Consider the following 21,679-nt stretch of genomic DNA (forward strand, 5'->3'; position numbering starts at 1 on the left):
AAAACAAAATAAAACCATATAACGACCCAAAAATGGATTTCAGAAAATTAGTTACGATACACATAAAAGGGATTAAAATTGGGTCTCAAATTTTAATTTTTGTTATAATTTTGAAAATAATTTACATTCTTTTATAAAGACATCTATCATTCCTAAATTAAATCGACCCTATCCCTAACTCCAAAACACTCGTTTTCAATTCCTTTATCGCTATCTGGATATCCTTTTCACTAGTTCTCCAATTAACAAACGAAGCCCGAATTCCTTTTCGGTTTTCGTAAACCGTTGGCGTCATAAACACTTTGCCTTTGTCATTAAGATGCGTCAAAAACAAATTGACTTTTTCTTGATTGTGGTCTCCCGCCAAAGTAAAACAAACATTGTTCAAGCGAGTTGGAGCCAATAATTCGAAGTTCTCATTTTGAGTAATTAACTCGTCAAACTGCAATGCCATAGCAACGCTGTTTTCTATAATATCCTGAAAACCTTGTTTACCATACGCCAATAATGAAAACCAAACTGGCAAAGCTTTTAGGCGTCTTGAATTTTCTGGTAAAAAGTTAAGGTAACTAAAATTATCTAACGGATTTCCTAAATATGGCGCATTAGAGTTTTGAAAGGTTTCAATTTGAATATTTTTATGTTGTTCTTTTACCAAATAAAAAGCGCTTTCATAAGGCACATTCAACCATTTATGACAATCTATTGTAATACTGTCCGCGTTTTCCCAACCGTTAACAAGGTGTTTGTATTTTGGAGAACAAGCAGTAAAACCTCCAAAAGCAACATCGATATGCCACCAAAAATTATATTTTTCTTTCAGTCTAGCTATTGCATTGAAATCATCAAAATCGGCAGTGTTGACTGTTCCCGCACTTGATATTAAAATGAATGGTTTTCCGTTTAGACTTTCAATATTTTTTTCTAAATCGGTAATATCTATCGCTTCACGGTTTCCTTTGACAGTTTTTATCTTGGTGAAATTCTGGCTTCCAATCCCTAACATCGCCAAACATTTTACAGACGAAGAATGTGGCGTAGCCGTAAGAATGTTTATAGGTTCTGAAATTCCATTTTTGGCAAAATCTTTTCCTAATTGATTTCCGAACCATTGTCTCGCCACCGCCAAACATGTAAAATTAGACATCGTAGCTCCAGTCACAAATCCACCTAAAAATGATTTTGGCAAATCTAACAATTGCAACAACAGATTAATCGTTTCAATTTCTATTAAAGCCGATACGCCACCTTGTGCTTTTGTAGATTGAGCGTTTGGATCGTAAATAGTAGTCAACCAATCACCAACAATAGATGCTGGAGTTACGCCACCAGTTACAAAACCCCAATACCTCGGTCCTGCTTGCGAAACCATCAAAGGAGCTAAGCGTTGGTTAAATTCTTCCAAAGCGGACAATGCTCCCAAACCAGAATCGTTTAGATTTCTGTTGGTAGTTATATAATTTTTGGTAGAAGTGGGAACGTTATCCATTGAATGTAGAAAATCAATTCCTTGTTGTTTTACTATTTCAAGGATTTTTTCAATATCGTTTAAGTCTTGTTGGAGGATTGAATTCATTTGGTTTCGATTTTATATATAAAAAAAGGGCTGAAAAATCAGCCCTTTTAAATTGTATCAATTAAAAAACTTGACTCGCTATTTGTCGAATATTTTCTGATTTTCCCATAGAATAATAGTGCAACACGGGAACACCGGCTGCTTTTAATTCTAAAGATTGTTGAATCGCCCATTCGATTCCTACTTGTCTGATGTCAGCATTATTTTTGCATTGATCAACCGCATGAATCAAATCTTCCGGTAAATCGATTCTGAAAATTTGTGGCAATACTTGTAAGTGTCTTTCCACAGCAATGGGTTTGATACCCGGAATAATAGGAACCGTAATTCCCATTTCTCTGGCTTTGGCAACAAACTCAAAATATTTTGCATTGTCAAAAAACATTTGGGTAACTACATAATCAGCACCTGCTTCTACCTTTTCTTTCAGTCTTTTTAAATCTGAAATTAAGGAAGGAGATTCCAAATGCTTTTCAGGATACCCTGCCACTCCGATACAAAAATTAGCTTTGTTGTCAATATCCATCACATCATGCAAATACTTTCCGCAATTCAATTCGTTGATTTGTTTGACCAAATCTACGGCGAAATTATTCCCTCCTTCTTTCGGAACAAAAGACTGCTCGTGTTTCATCGCATCACCACGCAATGCCATCACATTATCAATTCCCAAATAATGACAATCCACTAACATATACTCGGTTTCTTCTTTGGTAAAGCCACCGCAAAGTAAGTGAGGAACAGTATCTACAGTATATTTGTGTTTTATGGAAGCACAAATTCCCAATGTCCCAGGTCGCATTCTGGTTAGTTTTTTGTCTAATAAACCGTTGCCTTTATCTATGTAAATATACTCTTCGCGAGAAGTGGTTACGTCTATAAAAGGCGGCTTAAACTCCATCAACGGATCAATATTATCGTATAATTCCTGAATGCTTTTGCCTTTTTGAGGCGGAATAATTTCAAATGAGAATAAGGTGTTACCTTTTGCGTCTTCTATATGTTGTGTTACTTTCATCTTAAGTCTTAAAGTTTGAATGTCGAAAGTCGAAAGTCACGTCCTTTGGACTTTATGACTTTTGACTTTATGACTACATTTTTAATCTGCTATATTCGGGTTCAACCATTTCATTGCTACTTCTGTCGAAACACTTCTACGTTTTGCGTAATCAATAACTTGATCTTCTTTTATTTTTCCAAGTCCGAAGTACTTACTTTCCGGGTTTCCAAAATAATATCCTGAAACTGAAGAAGCCGGCCACATCGCCATACTTTCGGTTAGCGTCACCCCTATTTCTTTTTCTACATTTAGCAATTTCCAAATCGTTGGTTTTTCTAAATGGTCTGGACAAGCCGGATACCCTGGTGCCGGACGAATTCCTTTGTAATCTTCAGCAATCATTGCCTCAGTACTCAAAGCTTCATCGGATGAATAACCCCAAATTTCTTTACGGATTTTTTCGTGCAAATATTCCGCGAAAGCTTCTGCAAAACGGTCCGCCAATGCTTTTACCATAATTGAATTGTAATCGTCTAAATCTCTTTCGAATTCAGCCGCCCATTCATCCACACCAAAACCTGTAGTTACGCAAAAGGCACCCATATAATCGATTTTACCGCTGTCTTTTGGAGCAATAAAATCTGATAAGGCAATATTTGGAGCTCCTTTAGTTTTTTGTGATTGCTGACGTAAAGTCAAGAATGTCTGCAATGGTTTTCCGTTTTCATCACTCAATTCAATATCATCATCGTTCACTTGATTGGCAGGAAAAATTCCGTAAATTCCTTTAGCGGTTAGTTTCTTTTCTCTCAAAATAACTTCCAACATTTCTTGTGCATCTGCAAAAACAGACGTTGCTTGTTCTCCTACTACCTCGTCCGTTAAAATCGCCGGGTATTTTCCGAACAATTCCCATGTTCTAAAAAATGGAGTCCAGTCAATATACGGAACCAAAACATCTAAATCAACTTCGATAGTTTGTTCTCCGATTACATTTGGTTTTACAGGAGTAAAATTCTCCCAATCCAACAGCAATTTATTTTTACGAGCTTGCTCAATAGTCAAGAAATTTTTGTCGCGCGAACGATTCAAAAACGTCTCTCTAAAAGCATCATATTCCGCTCTAATGTCACTTGCGTATATCTTTCTATCCTTGTTTAATAAACTTCCAGCCACCGTCACGGCTCTCGAAGCATCGTTAACGTGAATTACCGTTTCTCTATATTGAGGTGCAATTTTCACGGCAGTATGGGCTCTAGAAGTCGTTGCTCCACCAATCATTACTGGAATTTTCATCCCTCGCTTATCTAATTCTTTAGCCAGATATACCATTTCGTCCAGTGACGGCGTGATTAATCCGCTCAATCCAATGATATCTACGTTGTGTTCGATAGCAGCTGCAATAATTTTTTCAGGTGGCACCATTACGCCCAAATCTACTATTTCATAATTATTACACGCCAACACCACGCTAACAATATTTTTTCCAATATCGTGTACATCTCCTTTTACGGTTGCCATCAGGATTTTTCCATTTCCTTGCTTGTCACCCGCTTGTTTACTAGCTTCAATGTAAGGCAACAAATAGGCCACGGCTTTTTTCATTACCCGCGCCGATTTTACCACTTGTGGCAAAAACATTTTACCGGAACCAAACAAATCACCCACAACATTCATTCCTGTCATCAAGTTGATTTCGATAACTTCAATAGGTTTTGTAGCTGCCAATCTTGCTTCTTCAACATCAATTTCTATAAAGGCATCGACCCCTTTTACAAGTGAGTGCGTAATTCGTTCTTGAACGGTTCCCGAACGCCATTCTTGAACTGCTTTTTCATTACTCTTTACATCTCCTTTTACATTCTCTGCAAAATCCAATAATCTTTCAGTGGCATCATCACGACGGTTTAGAATAACATCTTCAACGTGTTCTAATAAATCCTTTGGAATTTCGTCGTAAATAGAAAGCATCTCTGGGTTTACAATTCCCATCGTCATTCCGTTTTGAATAGCGTGGTACAAGAAAACGGAGTGCATCGCTTCCCGAACCGTATCATTTCCTCTAAACGAAAACGAAACATTACTCACGCCACCACTAATGTGTGCATGTGGAAGATTCTCTCGAACCCATTTCGTTCCTCTGAAGAAATCCAATGCATTCAAGCGGTGTTCTTCCATTCCTGTCGCTACGGGGAATATATTCAAATCGAAAATAATATCCTGTGGAGGAAAGCCAACTTTATTGACCAAAATATCATACGAACGTTGGCAAATCTCAACTCTTCGCTCGTAATTATCCGCTTGTCCCACCTCATCAAAAGCCATTATAATTGCTGCAGCACCGTAACGCTTAATCAATTTAGCATGATGAATGAATTGCTCTTCCCCTTCTTTTAAAGAAATTGAGTTTACGACACTCTTTCCTTGTACCACTTTTAGACCCGCTTCGATAATATCCCATTTCGAGCTATCAATCATGATTGGCACTCTGGAAATATCAGGTTCGGCAGCGATTAGATTCAGGAATTTTGTCATGGCATATTCGCCATCGAGCATCCCTTCATCCATATTAATATCGATGATTTGTGCACCACCTTCCACTTGTTCTTTAGCAATACTGAGTGCTTCTTCGTATTTTTCTTCCTTAATTAATCGAAGGAATTTTCTAGAACCTGTAACATTGGTTCGTTCACCAATATTCACAAAAACGCTTTCCGGCGTAATGATTAAAGGCTCTAATCCCGATAATACAAGGTTTCTTCTCTTTTCTGCGTGTGCCATTTTTGTTTTATTTTTACCGCTAATTCACTAATTTTTTCAAATCAAGTGTTCAATTTGTGAATTGTTGGTTATAATTTAGACGCGATAAATCGCATCTGTTACATTGTCGCTGTTGATACTCTAGGTTTATACTCCTTTGCGATATCAGCAATCAACTTGATGTGTTCTGGCGTTGTTCCGCAACAACCGCCTATGATATTTACTAAATTATCGTCTAAATATTCTTTGATGAATGCTTGCATCTGTTCTGGTGTTTCATCGTACTCGCCAAATGCGTTTGGTAATCCTGCATTAGGATGTGCCGATACATTGAATGAAGTATTATGCGCTAACGTTTGTAGATACGGTTTAAGCAAATCAGCCCCTAAAGCACAATTGAAACCAACACTCAACAATGGAATATGCGAAACAGAAACTAAAAAAGCTTCAACGGTTTGACCAGAAAGTGTTCGTCCTGATGCATCCGTAATTGTTCCGGAAACCATGATAGGAATGTCGATATTACGCTCGTCTTTTACTTCTTCAATGGCAAAAAGTGCTGCTTTGGCATTTAAAGTGTCGAAAATAGTTTCCACCAACAATAAATCACTTCCTCCGTCAATCAAGGCTTCCACTTGTTGTTTGTAAGCAATGCGCAAATCATCAAAAGTTACGGCTCGGTAACCCGGATCATTTACATCTGGTGACATACTTGCTGTTCTGTTTGTTGGTCCTATTGAACCTGCTACAAAACGAGGTTTATCTGGATTTTTGGCAGTAAACTCATCGGCTACTTCACGGGCGATTCTTGCTGATTCATAGTTTAATTCGTAAACAATATCTTCGAGATGATAATCTGCCATTCCAATGGTTGTACTTGAAAACGTATTGGTTTCAACGATATCAGCTCCCGCTTCAAAATAAGCTGCGTGTACCGCACGAATAGCTTGCGGCTGCGTGATTGACAATAAATCGTTGTTCCCTTTTAAGGAATGTGGAAAATCTTTGAAACGTTCTCCACGAAAATCTTCTTCGGAAAAATTGTAACGTTGCAACATCGTTCCCATAGCTCCATCGAGTATGAGTATGTTTTTTTTAATGGCTTCTTGAATACTCCCCCTAACCCCCGAAGGGGGAACTCCAATACTGTCTTTTAAATCTTTTGACATTTTATTTTTTTATTTACTGCTTTTTTTGGCATTTTGAAACCGAAAAATCACAATTATTTACTCTTTAGCCCCGATTGCAGCGGTATACTTTTTTTATTTTACTCTGTCAGGGTTTTGAACCCTGACAGAGTAAAATAAAAAAAGATATAGCATAAAGCGGGAACAATGACGGCAAAAATTGCGCCAATCATTCGCTCCTGATACTGAAATAAATTCAGTAAATAAATATCGATATGTTTGTCAAGAAAAGGTTTGAGAAATACTATGGAAGTATTCTTGTGTTATCTATCTTAAATGCTGAATAATTCAGTATAAAGTAGAATGTAGCACCTTCTTTAAAGATAAAGGGTTGCTAAGGTTTCATCGGGTCTTTCCCTCCGCCTTTCGTGATAACTTTCAATAAAAATAGGAACACTGCAAAGTAAAGACATAGCGTTAATAATTGCAAGTATTAACGCTATATTTTTTTACTAGTTTTATACTATGGCTTTTACCACAGCTTTTGGAGCCTCTTTACGGGTTCCGTCAAATCCGTCAACACCAGAAACTGTAGTATATTTTAATACATATTTCTTACCTGGATTGATGATTTGGTATGCTGCCTGACACATTAAAGTCGCTTCGTGGAATCCACAAAGAATCAATTTTAATTTCCCTGGGTATGTATTTACGTCACCAATGGCAAAAATTCCAGGAATATTCGTTTGGTAATCCAATGCATTATTTACTTTAATTGCATTTTTTTCAATGTCTAATCCCCAGTCTCCGATAGGACCTAATTTTGGAGTCAATCCAAAAAGTGGTATAAAATAATCCGTTTCTATAGTACGGTGCGCTCCATTTTCCTCAATATCAATTGATTCTAAATGTTCCGCTCCGTTCAAACCAATTACTTCAGCAGGCGTAATCATTCTTATTTTTCCTAAATCTTTCAATTCTTGGACTTTTTCAACAGAATCTAATGCGCCTCTAAATTCATTTCTTCTGTGAATCAAAGTCACCTCAGAAGCTACATTAGACAAGAAAATACTCCAGTCCAAAGCAGAATCACCACCTCCGGCAATTACAACCCTTTTGTCTCTGAATTTCTCTGGATTTTTGATGAAATATTTTATCCCTTTATCTTCGTAAAATTCAATGTCTTCGATAAGTGGTTTTCTTGGTTCAAAACTCCCCAATCCTCCAGCAATCGCAACAACTGAAGCATGAAATTTCTTTCCTTTATTAGAAGTTACAATAAAACTTCCGTCTTCTTGTTTTGCTATCGTTTCTGCACGTTCACCCAGCGTAAAACCAGGCTCGAATTGTTTGATTTGTTCCATCAAATTATCAACTAAATCACCTGCTAATACTTCAGGAAATCCTGGAATATCATAAATAGGTTTTTTTGGATACAATTCTGAAAGCTGACCGCCCGCTTGTGGCAGTGCATCTAAAATATGACATTTTAGTTTTAACAATCCTGCTTCAAAAACTGCAAATAAACCTGTTGGTCCGGCTCCTATAATTAATATGTCTGTTTTAACCATTTTTTTATTCTTTATATGTGTAATTATGCTAAACTATTTTACTGCAAATTAACGATTGATTTTTACTGTTTTAAATGATAAATATCATTCGTTACTTAGTGGCTCTTTTATTCTTTATTTTTTAACGCTTCGGTAATTTCATTCATTTTTTGAACTTTTTCCTCGAAATTTCCTTTCAGCGTTTTACGATATTCATTTAGGTTTTCGACCATTTTATTGATATCGTCCGGAATTATTTCTTCAAAAAACTCCCGTAATCTTTTGGCAGTTGTCGGTGATTTACCGTTTGTTGAAATGGCTATTTTGACATTTCCTTTGGTTACAATTCCTCCTAAATAATAATCACATAATGGCGGCGTATCGGCAATGTTGCAAATCAAATATCTTTTTCGTGACAGGTCGAATACTCGTTTATTGACTTTTACATCATCGGTACAAGCAATAACCATGTGACGTTTCTTCAACATCTTTTTCTTGAACTTGGCTTTAGTCAATTTCACCGAAGGATGTTTTTCCACCAATGCTTCCAGTTCCGGTGAAAATTTTGGAGCTACTACCTCAACATTTGCATTGGGACTGGATTTTAGCATAAACGATAACTTTTCTAAACCCACATTTCCTCCGCCTACAATAAGTATATTGAGGTTGTGTAATTTTAAAAATATTGGATATAATTCGTTCCTCTCTCCAGAAGAGGCAGCCGAGTCCTGATTGTTGGGATATGATTCTTTTTGTTTCATTATAATTTTATTTCAGCAGATATAAATTCTTCGTAAAAACCTTTTAACTTGCTGCTTTCTTTTACCACTTCTCCAATAACAATTATCGCTGGCGAACTTAATTTATTCTCCACCACAACTTGTTGGATAGTATCAATCGTTCCAACTCCCACTTTTTCTTGTGGAGTAGTCCCGTTTTGAATTATCGCAACTGGAGTTTCTCCTTTAGATTCTTTTTGGAATAAAGAAACAATTTGCGATAGCTTACTCATTCCCATCAAAATTACTACTGTTGCAGATGATTGCGCTGCAAGAGCTACATCATCTGATAAATTCCTGTCGGAAGTTGTGCCTGTAATTACCCAAAAACTTTCGGAAGTTCCTCTTTTTGTCAAAGAAATTCCTTGATAAGCGGGAACTGCAATTGCAGATGAAATTCCGGGAACCACAAATGTAGGGATTCCAAAACTTTCTGCGTATTCTATTTCTTCGCTTCCACGACCAAAAATAAATGGATCTCCACCTTTTAACCGAACCACATTTCCATGAGTAAGCGCATTATCTACAATCAACTGATTGATTTGGTCTTGCGAATATTCATGTGCTCCAATTCTTTTACCCACAAATATTTTTATGGAATTTTTTGGGGTGTGATTCATTATTTCTTCATTGGCCAGCGCATCATACAAAACCACGTTCGCTTCAGCAAGTGCTTTTACTCCTTTCAGAGTAAGCAAATCTGGATCACCGGGACCAGCACCTACTAAAGTTACTTTTGGTTTTATTGTATTATGCATCAGCTAAATCTTTTGCTCTGTATTTTTCTATTTTATCAAAAAACGCAACTCCATCTTGAATGTATTTTTGTGCAAATTCCGCAGAAGGCTCATTCGCTTTGATTTGATAAACCAAATCTTTGAAGCTTGAATCCAATTCGATTTTTTTGCTTTCGATAAAAACAGTATCAAACAAATCGATAATTCCAGCGTGGTGATTTGTTTTTTGATTTTCGGCCAATAATATTGCTTTAGCTCCATTTACAAAACCTGCGTATGCTAAATAAATCGCATCTGCCCATTTTTTATCTTCAAAAGCTTCGTGTGCGAAAGTCAATTTGTCTTTGGCTTCCAATAGTAAAGTAGCCACTAAGTCAATAACTACACCCGCACATTCTCCTACTCCAACTGCTTTTACGTAGTTATCGGCATTTCCCCAATCCACAAAATCAGCTTCGGTAAGATTAGTCAAATCGGCTAATGGTTTCAAAAATTCATAGAAATATTTCTCTCCTTTGGCATCATAATAATTCAAGAATGATTGTCCGTTTCCATTAGCATCAAAATCATTTAAGATAAAACGCAATGCATCTGGTCCTCTTCTGCTTGGAATTTTGATTACTTTATCAGAAAAACGTCCTACTCCGTTTCCTAAATTTCCTCCACCTAATAATACCTGAAGTGCTGGAGCAACTAGTTTTCCTGCATTAATTGACATTCCTTGGAAACCAATTTCGGACATATTGTGTTGTCCGCAAGCATTCATACAACCGCTAATTTTAATTGCAATTTCTTGATTGTTGCTGTATTGTGGGTATTCTGTTTTTAATACTCTTTCTAATTCATCCGCAATACCAGTACTACTTGCGATACCTAAATTACAAGTATCTGTACCCGGACAAGCCGTGATATCTCCGATAGTATCATATCCTAAAGCAACAAAATCCAATTTGGCTAATTCTTGATAAAAGAACGCTAGATTTTCTTCTTTAATATTACGTAAAACGATGTTTTGTCTTAATGAAAAACGCAATTCATTAGCTCCATAATTTTTAATCAAATCGGCTAATAATCTTGCTTTATCTGTATAAAAATCTCCTAAAAGCACTTTAATACCAATAGCAACATATCCTGCCTGTTTTTGCGCAATCACATTTGATTTTTTCCAAGCTTCAAAAGCTTCAACATCATCAATCGTTACTGATGGCACTGCTAACAAAGGTCCTGTAATTGGCCCTTCAAAAGCGATAGTATCTATTTCGTAAGTATGAAAAGGCAAGGCTTTTTTCTCTTCGTCAACCAAACGTAAAAACTCGTCACGACCTAAGTCTTTGATTAAAAATTTCATACGTGCTTTCAAACGTTTTGCTCTTTCTCCGTGACGGTCAAAAACTCTAATTATACCTTCGGCAGTTGGGATAATTTGGTTAACCGGTACAAATTCTGAAAGCAATTCAGCGTGACTTGGTTGAGAACCTAAACCACCCCCAAACATTATTTTGAAACCTTTTTCGCCATTTACAATTTTTGGAATAAATCCTAAATCGTGTAAATAACTCAACGCAGTATCTTTATCAGAAGAGGAGAATGAAATTTTGAACTTACGTCCCATTTCTTGACAAATTGGGTTACGCAATAAATATTGAAATAAACCGTGTGCATAAGGCGATACGTCAAAAGGTTCATCAACATCTACACCAGCTAATTCGCTTCCAGTAATATTACGCACTGTGTTTCCACAAGCTTCTCTCAAAGTGATATCGTCTTTGGCTAATTCTGACCAAAGCTCAGGTGTTCTGTCTAAACTTACATAGTGAATTTGAATATCCTGACGAGTAGTAATGTGTAAACGTCCCGTAGAATATTTATCTGACACTTCAGTAATTCTCTTCAATTGCTCGCTAGTCACTTTTCCGTATGGTAATTTAATACGAATCATTTGCACGCCTTCTTGACGTTGACCGTAAATACCACGAGCCAAACGAAGACTGCGAAAACGCTCATCGTCAATTTGTCCACTTCGGAATGAATGAATTTTTTTCTCTAAATCGATAATCTCTTTTTGGACAATCGGATCTTCTATTTCGGTTCTAAAACTTTGCATATCTTTTTTAGCTATAGGCTTCAGGCTATAAGCTGTAAGCTCGTTCACCTTTACCTTAATTAATCATTACTTCCCGCTTAAAGCCTACTGCTTAAAGCTTATTGCCTTTTATTTTATAAATCCAACTCCTGCTGTTGTGTTGGTTGCAGCATCAATTAAAATAAAAGCTCCGTTGGATTTATTATCAGTGTAAGCATCAAAATAAATGGCTTTGCTCAATTTAATAGTTACTTCTCCAATTTCATTTATAGCTAATTGAGTCGCTGGAGTTGTTCCAGAATAATCGGTTGCGATTACGTTTTTTACACTATCAATCTTTGCTAAAACTCTATTGCTATTGTGCTGCACATAATATTTCGCACCTGCAACTAATTTTTTACTGTCCATCCAACAAACAGTTGTTGTGATATCTTTTTCAATTTTAGGAAGTTCATTTGATTTTACAATCATATCACCTCTTGTTACATTGATGTCATTATCTAATTCAATAGTGATAGAAGAACCAGCCGTAGCTTCATCAAATTGCTTGTCAAAAAAGTGAATATTCGTTACTGTAGATTCTGTTAAAGAAGGAAGTACCGTTACGGCATCCCCAACTTTAATATTGTTCCCATATAATTTTCCGGCATACCCTCTAAAATCGTGATACTCTTCGGTTTTTGGTCGGATTACTGTTTGGACAGGGAAACGTGCAATTCCGTTTTCGTAGATATCATTTGGCTCTAAAGATTCTAAATGTTCCAAAACCGTCTGTCCTGTGTACCAAGGCATATTCTCCGATTTATCGGCAACATTACCCCCATTGATTGCACTTAGCGGAATGTAACTTACATTTTGTTCTTTGAAAGCACTTTTTGCATTTAATGCCTGAAAGTCTGCTTTGATTTTGTTGTATACTTCTTCAGAATAATCAACTAAATCCATTTTGTTTACCGCAACAATCACATCTTTTACTCTCAATAAATTATTGATGAAAAAGTGACGATAGGTTTGCTCAATAACTCCTTTACGAGCATCAATCAAAATAATTGAAACTTGTGAAGTTGAAGCTCCGGTAACCATGTTACGTGTATATTCTACGTGACCCGGAGTATCGGCAATGATGTAACTTTTCTTTGCAGTCGAAAAATAAATGTGAGCCACATCAATCGTGATTCCTTGTTCTCTTTCGGCAACCAAACCATCGGTAGCCAATGAGAAATCTAAATAATCGTATCCTTTTTGTTTACTGCTTTTTTCTATTGCTTCAATCTTATCTGTAGTCAACGATTTTGTATCGTATAATAATCTCCCGATTAATGTACTTTTCCCGTCATCTACACTTCCTGCTGTTGCTATTTTTAAAACTTCCATTCTTAATTTTTTGTTTAAAGTTTAAAAGTTTAAAGGCTTAATGTTTTTCTAACTACCTATTTATAAACTTAAAAATTTGATTTTTTATTTTAAATGTTGAATTTTAAATTTTAAATGTTTTGAAACAATTCATAATTTATAATTCATAATTTATAATTGTTTTCTAAAAGTACCCTTGTTGTTTTCTTTTTTCCATTGCGGCTTCAGAACGTTTGTCATCAATTCTGGCTCCTCTTTCAGAAATAGTTGAAGATCTAATTTCACCAACCACTTCTTGAATAGTTGCTGCATAAGAATCAACGGCAGCAGTACAACTCATATCTCCAACAGTTCTAAAACGAACAATTCTTTCTTCGATTTCTTCATCTTCTTCTTGGTATACAAAAGGAGAATGTGACCAAATCATACCATCTCTTATAAATACTTTACGTTTGTGTGAAAAGTAAATAGATGGAATTTCGATTTGCTCTTGTTCGATATAACTCCAAACATCTAATTCAGTCCAGTTTGAAATTGGAAAAACACGTACGTTTTGACCATTTTCAATTTTTCCGTTCAATAAATCAAACAATTCCGGACGTTGGTTTTTTTCATCCCATTGACCAAAATCATCACGAACAGAAAAAATACGTTCTTTGGCTCTTGCTTTTTCTTCATCTCTACGAGCTCCACCTATACAAGCGTCAAATTTGAATTCTTCGATAGCATCCAAAAGTGTAGTCGTTTGCAAACTATTTCTGCTAGAATATTTTCCAGACTCTTCTACAACTTTCCCTTCATCTATAGCATCCTGCACATTACGAACGATTAATTCCAATCCTAATTCAGCTACCAATTTATCTCTAAACGCAATAGTTTCAGGAAAGTTATGTCCTGTATCTACGTGTAACAATGGAAAAGGAATTTTAGCAGGAAAAAAGGCTTTCTGTGCTAAACGTACCAATGTAATTGAATCTTTTCCACCAGAGAAAAGCAAAACTGGTTTGTCAAATTGAGAAATAACTTCTCTAAAAATGTATATCGCTTCGCTTTCTAAAGCGTTTGTTTTTAATACTGAACTCATTATTATTTGGTAATTTGTTTATTTGTTTATTCGGTTAAACGATCAAACAAATAAACGATTAAACTTTTATTTTTGGTGTAAACCACATTCTTTATGACTCGATTCCCATGACCATCTTCCTGCTCTGATATCTTCGCCTTCGGCTATGGCTCTTGTACAAGGCGCACAACCAATGCTTACAAACCCTTTTTTGTGTAAAGTGTTTTGTGGCACATTATTATCATCAATATATTTTTGAACGTCAGCCAAAGTCCATTTCAATAATGGATTGAATTTTATAATATTGAAATGAGCATCGTATTCAAAGGCTGCCAAATCATTTCTATTTTCTGATTGTTCCGCACGTAAACCGGTAATCCAAATTTCATTTCCTTTCAATGCTTTAGTCAACGGTGCAACTTTTCGAATAAAACAACATTCTTTTCTATTCTCAACTGATTCATAGAAACTGTTTGGACCTTTTTTATTTAATAATTCTTCCACAGCGCTAGCTTCCGGAAAATAGGTTTTAATGTCTATTTTATATTTTTTCAAGGTCTTATGAAAAACATCATACGTTTCTTGAAATAATCTTCCAGTATCCAAAGTGAAAATGGTTATCGGCAAATCATTTTTGGCAATTAAAGCCGTAATCACTTGATCTTCCTGTCCAAAAGAGGTTGAAAAAACCACTTTATCCTTGTATTCATTAGCCAAAAAAGCCAAAGTCTCTTCAATTGAGAAATTTGCTGTTTTTTCTAATAAAGTAGTTACTATTGCTGCGCTCATTTTATTATTTTAATTTCAAAATCCATTTCCCTATCGGTTTAGTAGATTACTATGCAAAAGTACTACTTATTTCTATATTACAAAATAATATTTGGTTTTTTTACATTAAATTTTTATTTTTTAAATATTTTTTATAAAGTCTACCATGTCTATAGGATAATTATAAAATAGTTGTTATTTTTGTCAAAAAATTATTTTATGGATTTTCAATTGGGTTTAATCGTTGCAGGCTTAGTAGTTGGTTTTATAGTTGGATTGACAGGTGTGGGAGGCGGATCTTTGATGACTCCAATTTTATTATGGTTTGGTATTCCGCCAACAACTGCTGTTGGAACCGATTTATTGTATGCGGCTTTTACTAAATTAGGCGGCGTGTTTGTACATCATAAAAAAGGCAATATAAATTGGTCCATCACCGGTTGGCTTACTTTAGGCAGTGTTCCTGCAGCTTTACTAACTTTATGGATATTAAATAGTATTAAAACAGACATTTCAACTATAAATGCTGTAATAAAATACAGTTTGGGTTGGGCGCTACTTTTTACTTCGATAGCCATTTTGTTCAAAAAGAAACTCTTAGTTTTTTCTCAAAAACATGCTGGTGATAAATTCCATAGTCAGAGCACAACACAAAATGTATTAACTGTCGCTATTGGTGTAATGCTGGGAGCAACTGTGACTCTGACTTCGATAGGAGCTGGTGCTTTAGGTACAGTAACTTTATTTTTCCTGTACCCGCTTTTGCCAACTCCGAGATTGGTTGGAACCGAGATTGCCCATGCAGTACCTTTAACTCTTGTTGCAGGAATAGGGCACGCCTCAATGGGAAATTTAGATTTAGGGTTACTAGGACAGTTATTAATAGGATCACTTCCTGGAATTTTTATAGGAAGTATGTTGAGCGGAAAAGTACCTGATTTGTTCCTTCGAAATGCCATTGCAATAATGTTATTTTTCGTGGGGTATAAATTGGTTTTTTGATAACCCATTTTAAAAATAAAACACCTCACTAACATCATTAATTTAAAGAAAAGCATAAACCGCAAATTCGCAAATTAAAACTCAATTACTATTTTAAAATTGGCGAATTTGCGGTGATTTTTTTTTAAAAGGCAATGTCTGCCAAGGTATTATTTTCTAATATCATTAAGGTATTGTCACGCACTTCAGTCATTAGCTTATGAACGGAACAATTTACCTCATCAATACAATCATCACATTTTTCATAAAAGTTATGACTTACACAAGGCAATAGTGCTATAGGCCCTTCAAGAATGCGATATACATGAGCCATATTAATATCTTTTGGCTCTTTAATCAGGTAATAACCTCCACCTTTTCCTTTTTTTGCTCCCAAAAAACCAGAATATCGTAAAAGCAATAAAATACTTTCCAAAAACTTAATAGAAATATTTTCACTTTTTGCAATATCCGAAATGGGAACCGGGGTTTGATTCTCTTGCCGAGCCAAAAATGACAAAGCTTTTATTCCGTATTTAGTCTTTTTTGAAAGCATATTAAAGTGAATTAAGATTGTTGATTAACAATTGTTGATTTCAAATTTTAAAGTAATCCGAAATCTACATGTCTTTTATTGTAACAACAAAAATATACTTTTTGATTTAAGAATGGCGAATGGAGATTAACGATTTTTGACAGGTACTAAATCTACAATCAAAAATCGTTAATCATCATTCTAAAATTCCTATGAAAGCGCTTGCTCCAAATCAGCAATTACATCTTTCACTGTTTCTAAACCTACTGAAACACGCACTAGTCCATCGGTAATACTCACTGCCAAACGTTCTTCAACAGATAATTTACTGTGTGTTGTAGAGGCTGGATGCGTTACAATTGTTCTCGTATCACCAATATTTGCCGAAAGGGAACATAGTTTTATTTTATCCAAAAATTGTCGCCCTGCTTCTATTCCGCCTTTGATTTCAAAAGCGATAATGTTGCCTCCCAAAAGCATTTGTTTTTTGGCAATTTCATATTTTGGATGCGATTTCAAGAACGGATATTTCACGCTGTTCACATTCGGATTATTTTCTAGAAATTCGGCTACTTTCAAAGCATTTTCGCAATGTTTTTCGACACGAACTACTAACGTTTCTAAACTTTTAGATAAAATCCAAGCATTGAATGGAGATAATGCGGGCCCTGTATTTCTAGAAAACAAATAAATTTGACGAATCAAATCTTCGCTACCTACCGTTACTCCTCCTAAAACTCTTCCTTGTCCATCAATTAATTTGGTAGCTGAATGCACCACTAAATGCGCTCCCCATTTTATAGGTTGCTGAATATAAGGCGTTGCAAAACAATTGTCAATAATCAAAATCAAATTGTGTTTTTTTGCAATTTCACCTAATAATTCCAAATCAATAATATCAACCGCAGGATTCGTAGGCGACTCGGCATACAAAATTTTAGTATTTGGCTTAATGAAACTCTCAATAGTTTCTGGCTTATTAATATCAAAATAAGAGGTTTCTATATTCCATTTTGGGAAATAAGTCATAAACAAAGCGTGCGTAGAACCAAAAACGCTACTTGCAGAAACAATATGATCCCCTGAATTCAACAAAGCTGCAAAAGTAGAATATACCGCCGCCATTCCTGTTGCAAAAGCATAACCGGCTTCAGCACCTTCCATCTTGCAAATTTTCTCTACAAATTCAGTGGTGTTAGGATTGCTGAAACGACTGTAAATATTACGTTCTTTTTCTTCTGTAAAAGAAGCGCGCATATCTTCGGCATCTTCAAATACAAAACTGGATGATAAATACAAAGGCACGGAATGCTCTTGATATTGTGATCTTTCTAATTGGGTACGGATGGCTTGGGTTTCAAAACCAAAATCTTGTTCGTTCATTTTATTTTTAGTTTAAAGTTTAAGTTTTAATGTTGTTGGAATCGCAAATACCAACAACTTTTATTTAAACTATAATGATTTATTATTCAAAACTACTTTATAATGTATCGTTGCGTTTGGTTCCAATGTTTTTGAAACCGAACAATATTTCTCGAAAGAAAGTTGCGCTGCTCTTGCTGCTTTTTCTTCATTAATTGGACCTTCCAGATAAAACACAAGATGAATATCCTTGAATGGCTTTGCCTCTCCTACTTGTACACGTTCTCCTTCTACCTCAGCTTTGAAAGAGGTAATTTCTTGACGTTGTTTTTTTAAAATCGAAATCATATCAATTGCGCTGCAACCTGCAACACCCATTAATACCAATTCCATTGGACTTGCACCCATATCATTTCCGCCAAATTCAGGACGACTATCAACATTTACTACATGACCTCTTTCGTTTTTTAATTCAAAGTGAAAGTTGTCGTTTATTCTGTTAAGTGTTATTTTCATTTTGTATTTTTTTTTATCTTAAATCAAAAATCGTTAATCTGCAATCTTAAATCTTTACCCTTTATCTGACAATCTCAAAATATCTCCAAAAACACCTCTTGCCGTTACTGCAGATCCAGCTCCTGCTCCTTGAATTACAATTGGTCTGTCACCATACGATTCCGTGTAAATTTCGAAAAAAGAATCAGAACCTTTTAATCCACCCAAAGCGGTATCCGAAGGTACAGAAACTAACTTCACTTCTAGATTTCCTTTGTCATTTTGCAAATCACCAGATAATTCACCTATGTATCGCAACACGTGATTTGGTTTTTGCTCCGCTTTTATTTTAGCATAAATTGGATCAAATTCCGTCAGTTTATTTAAAAAATTAGAAGCATCACCTTCTCGTAAATGTTCTGGAATTAAATTCTGGATTTCAATTTCTTCAAATTCATTTTGCAAGTCTAATTCTCTTGCCAAAATCAATAATTTTCTACCTACGTCATTTCCACACAAATCTTCCCTTGGGTCTGGTTCCGTATATCCATTATCGATAGCTTCTTTCAAAACTTCGCTAAATGGAACATCCTTCGCAGAGAAATTATTAAATAAATAACTCAATGTGCCAGAGAAAACTCCTTTTATTTTAGTTATATTTTCGCCTGAAAGATGCAATAATTTTATCGTATCAATCAATGGTAATCCCGCTCCAACATTGGTTTCATACAAATAACTTTTTTGATTATCCGCCAACACTTTTCGCAGTTTTTTATAAAAGCTATAGCTTAAAGTATTCGCCACTTTATTAGACGAAATCAAATCGAAACCACTTTCTACCAAAGAAACATAATTTTCTACAAAAGCAGGACTTGCCGTATTATCAATAGCAATTAAATTTTCTAAATGATGTTCATTTGCGTAAGCAATTATATCATCAATTGTGTATGAAAAACCATTATTTTGAATTTCATTTCTCCAATTTGGAGTAACGCCATTTTTATTTAAAAGAACATTTTTAGAATTTGCAATTGCAAAAACATTCAGTTTCACATCTTTTCTTTTCTCAATCGTTGCTGCTGATTCCAATATTTGATTAATCAAAGTTCCACCTACTAAACCATGTCCAAAAATGGCAATGTTAATTTTCTTAGAAACTCCAAAAATCTCCCCGTGAATCACATTTAACGCTTTGTGAAGTTGCGATTTTTTCACCACCAAACTCACGTTTTTACCCGTAACCGTGTTATTGAAAAGTATAGGGACAATTTTATTTTTTATCAATGCCGTATAAGGCTTATGAAACGTACTCAAATCCTGACCAATTATAGAAATCACCGAAACATTATCAGTAACCGTAATTTTATTCACATCCTTCGAGTAGAAATCATTTTCGAATTCTTTCTCCAGTTCAATCATTGCTTTTGTCGCCTTATCAGCGTCAACAACCAATCCAATTCCTCTTTCAGAAGAACCTTGAGAAATAATACTTACACTAATATCATTGTCGCCCATCACTCTAAAAATACGGGCATCAACTCCAGTTTTCCCAAGCAATCCTCTTCCTTCCAGATTTACCAGTGATACATTTTCAAGAACTGAAAGTGTTTTAATTCCCGCAGCATTTGAATTTGAAGTGATTAATGTTCCTTTATTTTCATGATTGAAAGTATTTAAAATACGAAGCGGAATGTTTTTTTCCAATAAAGGAATAATCGTTTTAGCATGCAGTATCGTAGCTCCAAAATTAGCCAATTCATTCGCCTCGTTAAAAGTCAAATGGTCAATTTTTTTAGCATCAGGAACTAAATCCGGGTTAGCGGTATAAATTCCGTCAACATGAGTATAATTCTGTAGTTCTTCGGCATCGATATAATTAGCAATCAATGAAGCAGTATAATTACTCCCGTTTCTTCCTAAAGTCGTCGTGTCATTTTTATTATTTGAACCAATAAATCCAGTAACAATGTTGACTGTCGTTCCGTTATTTTGTTTGAAATAATTGATTACGTTTTTCTTAGAAAGTTGTTCCAAAGGTTGTGCGTCTCCAAATTTCGAATCCGTTTTAATTAATTCTCGTGAATCAGCAAAACGCGCATTTACTCCATTTTTAATTAGAATAGCCGTCAGTAATTTTGCAGAAAGCAACTCCCCTTTAGAAAGTACTTGGTCTTTAATTTTATTACTGTAATCCCCAATCAAACTTACACCCTCAAAAAGTTTTTCAAGAACATTGAATTCTTCTGACAAATCAACTTGATCATAATCGTCTTGTTGGTATTTTTTAAAGTCTTCAAATAATTCTTTATAATTACCATTTTTAGAAGCAACTCCTAAAATTTCTTCCAATTCATCTGTAGCATTTCCTCTTGCCGAAACTACTATAGCAATTTTTTCTCCTTGATTTACTTTATCAGTAATAATGGCGACTACTTTATTTATTCCCTCGCCATTCGATAAAGATTTACCTCCAAATTTTAATATTTTCATTGTGTCTCTTTTTATATTGTGTGCCCTAAAAAATAGAGGCAAGCAAATTATCTAATTGTTTGTATTCTATCAAAAAAGCATCATGTCCGTGAATGGAAACAATCTCTTGATAGGTAATATTATTTTTATATTTTTTTAATTCCTGATACGTGGCTCTATTTTCACTTACCGTAAAAAACAAGTCTGAATCGATTCCAATAATGTGAATGTCAGCTTCAATTTTGGATGCAATCGCTTCAAATGAATCGCTATTTCGAGTAATATCTATTGTTTTGAGCAATTGATTCATCATTTTATAAGACGAAAGTTGGAATCGTTTTTGGAGTTTTTCACCGTGATGACACAACCAGCTTTCTATATTAAAAATAGCTAATTCGGCATTAGTAGTTCTACCAAATTTTGACTTGAACGATTCTGGAGTTCTATAACAAAGCATCGCATGAATCCGAGCGTCTTCAATAGGCTTTGAAGAATTATTCAGAATCTGCTCCTGCAAAAAGCAATTGGCAATCAACCAATCTGTCGATTTCCAATCGGTTGCAATAGGAATTAAATGTTGTGTAATTTTAGGTTCCAAAGCCGCTATTTCCCAAGCAATTCCGCCACCAACTGATCCACCAATAATAGCGTACAGTTGTTTTATTTTAAGAAAATGAATCCCTTCAATAAAAATTCTGGCAACATCTCTGGCATTAAAATCCAAATAATTTTCAATGATGGTAGCATCAAAACCATTTCCAGGAACGTTAAAAGCCAGTATCGTGTATTTAGTAGTATCTATGGTTTTGTTTTCACCAATTAAATCATTCCACCAACCGTTCTCTCCCACAACTTGGGAATTTCCAGTCAATGCATGATTTACCAAAACTATTGGAGCTGTATGTAAAGCCGGACCAAAAACTTGAAAACTTAAGTTTAAGGTAGCATAAAAAGCCCCACTTTCGGTGGTGAAATTTTGTAATGTAATAGGTGTTGGTTTATTTTCCAATTTCAAATCTTTTATGATTTTTTGATTTGTGT

17 protein-coding genes and 1 riboswitch are annotated in these 21,679 nt (G+C 35.2%); of the genes, 1 reads left to right on the forward strand and 16 read right to left on the reverse strand.

Annotated features, from left to right (window positions below; translation table 11 throughout):
* Positions 1-157 precede the first annotated feature (157 nt).
* The 11 genes from ACM55H_RS14300 to ACM55H_RS14350 all read right to left on the reverse strand — a co-directional run bounded on the left by ACM55H_RS14300 (position 158) and on the right by ACM55H_RS14350 (position 14,817).
* Positions 158-1,576: a pyridoxal phosphate-dependent decarboxylase family protein gene (locus ACM55H_RS14300; RefSeq protein ID WP_416837151.1), complete on the reverse strand. Its 1,419-nt coding sequence runs from the start codon at positions 1,574-1,576 to the stop codon at positions 158-160.
* A gap of 61 nt (positions 1,577-1,637) precedes the next feature.
* On the reverse strand, positions 1,638-2,594 hold the full coding sequence (gene metF, locus ACM55H_RS14305) for a methylenetetrahydrofolate reductase [NAD(P)H] (protein ID WP_416837152.1): 957 nt from the start codon (positions 2,592-2,594) through the stop codon (positions 1,638-1,640).
* 81 nt (positions 2,595-2,675) lie between these two features.
* Complete coding sequence (gene metH / locus ACM55H_RS14310) at positions 2,676-5,357, reverse strand: methionine synthase (protein ID WP_416837153.1); 2,682 nt, start codon at positions 5,355-5,357, stop codon at positions 2,676-2,678.
* Positions 5,358-5,455: 98 nt separating this feature from the next.
* Positions 5,456-6,505 (reverse strand): homocysteine S-methyltransferase family protein, encoded by a 1,050-nt coding sequence (locus tag ACM55H_RS14315; RefSeq protein WP_416837154.1) that lies wholly within the window; start codon positions 6,503-6,505, stop codon positions 5,456-5,458.
* 278 nt (positions 6,506-6,783) lie between these two features.
* A riboswitch (SAM riboswitch) is annotated at positions 6,784-6,901 on the reverse strand.
* Between the two features lie 80 nt (positions 6,902-6,981).
* A complete protein-coding gene (locus ACM55H_RS14320; RefSeq protein ID WP_039110822.1) occupies positions 6,982-8,034 on the reverse strand; it encodes an NAD(P)/FAD-dependent oxidoreductase in 1,053 nt (350 codons plus the stop codon).
* A gap of 107 nt (positions 8,035-8,141) precedes the next feature.
* Positions 8,142-8,774, reverse strand: coding sequence for a precorrin-2 dehydrogenase/sirohydrochlorin ferrochelatase family protein (locus ACM55H_RS14325; protein WP_416837155.1), 633 nt, complete (start codon positions 8,772-8,774; stop codon positions 8,142-8,144).
* Positions 8,774-9,550: a uroporphyrinogen-III C-methyltransferase gene (gene cobA / locus ACM55H_RS14330; RefSeq protein ID WP_416837156.1), complete on the reverse strand. Its 777-nt coding sequence runs from the start codon at positions 9,548-9,550 to the stop codon at positions 8,774-8,776. Before cobA ends, ACM55H_RS14325 begins: the two co-directional genes overlap by 1 nt.
* Positions 9,543-11,633 (reverse strand): nitrite reductase, encoded by a 2,091-nt coding sequence (locus ACM55H_RS14335; RefSeq protein WP_416837281.1) that lies wholly within the window; start codon positions 11,631-11,633, stop codon positions 9,543-9,545. The genes cobA and ACM55H_RS14335 overlap by 8 nt, the downstream gene beginning before the upstream one ends.
* Before the next feature lie 108 nt (positions 11,634-11,741).
* Positions 11,742-12,986: a sulfate adenylyltransferase subunit 1 gene (locus ACM55H_RS14340; protein WP_035668363.1), complete on the reverse strand. Its 1,245-nt coding sequence runs from the start codon at positions 12,984-12,986 to the stop codon at positions 11,742-11,744.
* A gap of 163 nt (positions 12,987-13,149) precedes the next feature.
* Entirely contained in the window at positions 13,150-14,049 is a 900-nt protein-coding gene (cysD, locus tag ACM55H_RS14345; protein WP_416837157.1) for a sulfate adenylyltransferase subunit CysD, read from the reverse strand.
* A gap of 66 nt (positions 14,050-14,115) precedes the next feature.
* The gene (locus tag ACM55H_RS14350; protein ID WP_416837158.1) at positions 14,116-14,817 is read right to left on the reverse strand and encodes a phosphoadenylyl-sulfate reductase; all 702 of its coding nucleotides are present in this window, start codon (positions 14,815-14,817) and stop codon (positions 14,116-14,118) included.
* 198 nt (positions 14,818-15,015) lie between these two features.
* Here ACM55H_RS14350 and ACM55H_RS14355 point away from each other — a divergent pair, with 198 nt between their 5' ends.
* The gene (locus ACM55H_RS14355) at positions 15,016-15,798 is read left to right on the forward strand and encodes a sulfite exporter TauE/SafE family protein (protein ID WP_416837159.1); all 783 of its coding nucleotides are present in this window, start codon (positions 15,016-15,018) and stop codon (positions 15,796-15,798) included.
* Positions 15,799-15,922: 124 nt separating this feature from the next.
* Here the strand turns inward: ACM55H_RS14355 and ACM55H_RS14360 are convergent, their stop codons facing one another.
* From ACM55H_RS14360 to ACM55H_RS14380, 5 genes are all read right to left on the reverse strand, one after another.
* Positions 15,923-16,333, reverse strand: a complete 411-nt coding sequence (locus ACM55H_RS14360) for an RrF2 family transcriptional regulator (RefSeq protein ID WP_416837160.1) — start codon at positions 16,331-16,333, stop codon at positions 15,923-15,925.
* A 189-nt stretch (positions 16,334-16,522) separates the two neighbouring features.
* Positions 16,523-17,695: a trans-sulfuration enzyme family protein gene (locus ACM55H_RS14365; protein ID WP_416837161.1), complete on the reverse strand. Its 1,173-nt coding sequence runs from the start codon at positions 17,693-17,695 to the stop codon at positions 16,523-16,525.
* Positions 17,696-17,764: 69 nt separating this feature from the next.
* Positions 17,765-18,190 (reverse strand): OsmC family protein, encoded by a 426-nt coding sequence (locus tag ACM55H_RS14370; protein ID WP_416837162.1) that lies wholly within the window; start codon positions 18,188-18,190, stop codon positions 17,765-17,767.
* Between the two features lie 54 nt (positions 18,191-18,244).
* Entirely contained in the window at positions 18,245-20,659 is a 2,415-nt protein-coding gene (gene thrA / locus ACM55H_RS14375; RefSeq protein WP_416837163.1) for a bifunctional aspartate kinase/homoserine dehydrogenase I, read from the reverse strand.
* Between the two features lie 25 nt (positions 20,660-20,684).
* Positions 20,685-21,647, reverse strand: coding sequence for an alpha/beta fold hydrolase (locus ACM55H_RS14380; protein ID WP_416837164.1), 963 nt, complete (start codon positions 21,645-21,647; stop codon positions 20,685-20,687).
* Positions 21,648-21,679 lie beyond the last annotated feature (32 nt).

It is taken from the genome of Flavobacterium cryoconiti, from assembly GCF_048158645.1.
Classification (GTDB): domain Bacteria; phylum Bacteroidota; class Bacteroidia; order Flavobacteriales; family Flavobacteriaceae; genus Flavobacterium; species Flavobacterium cryoconiti.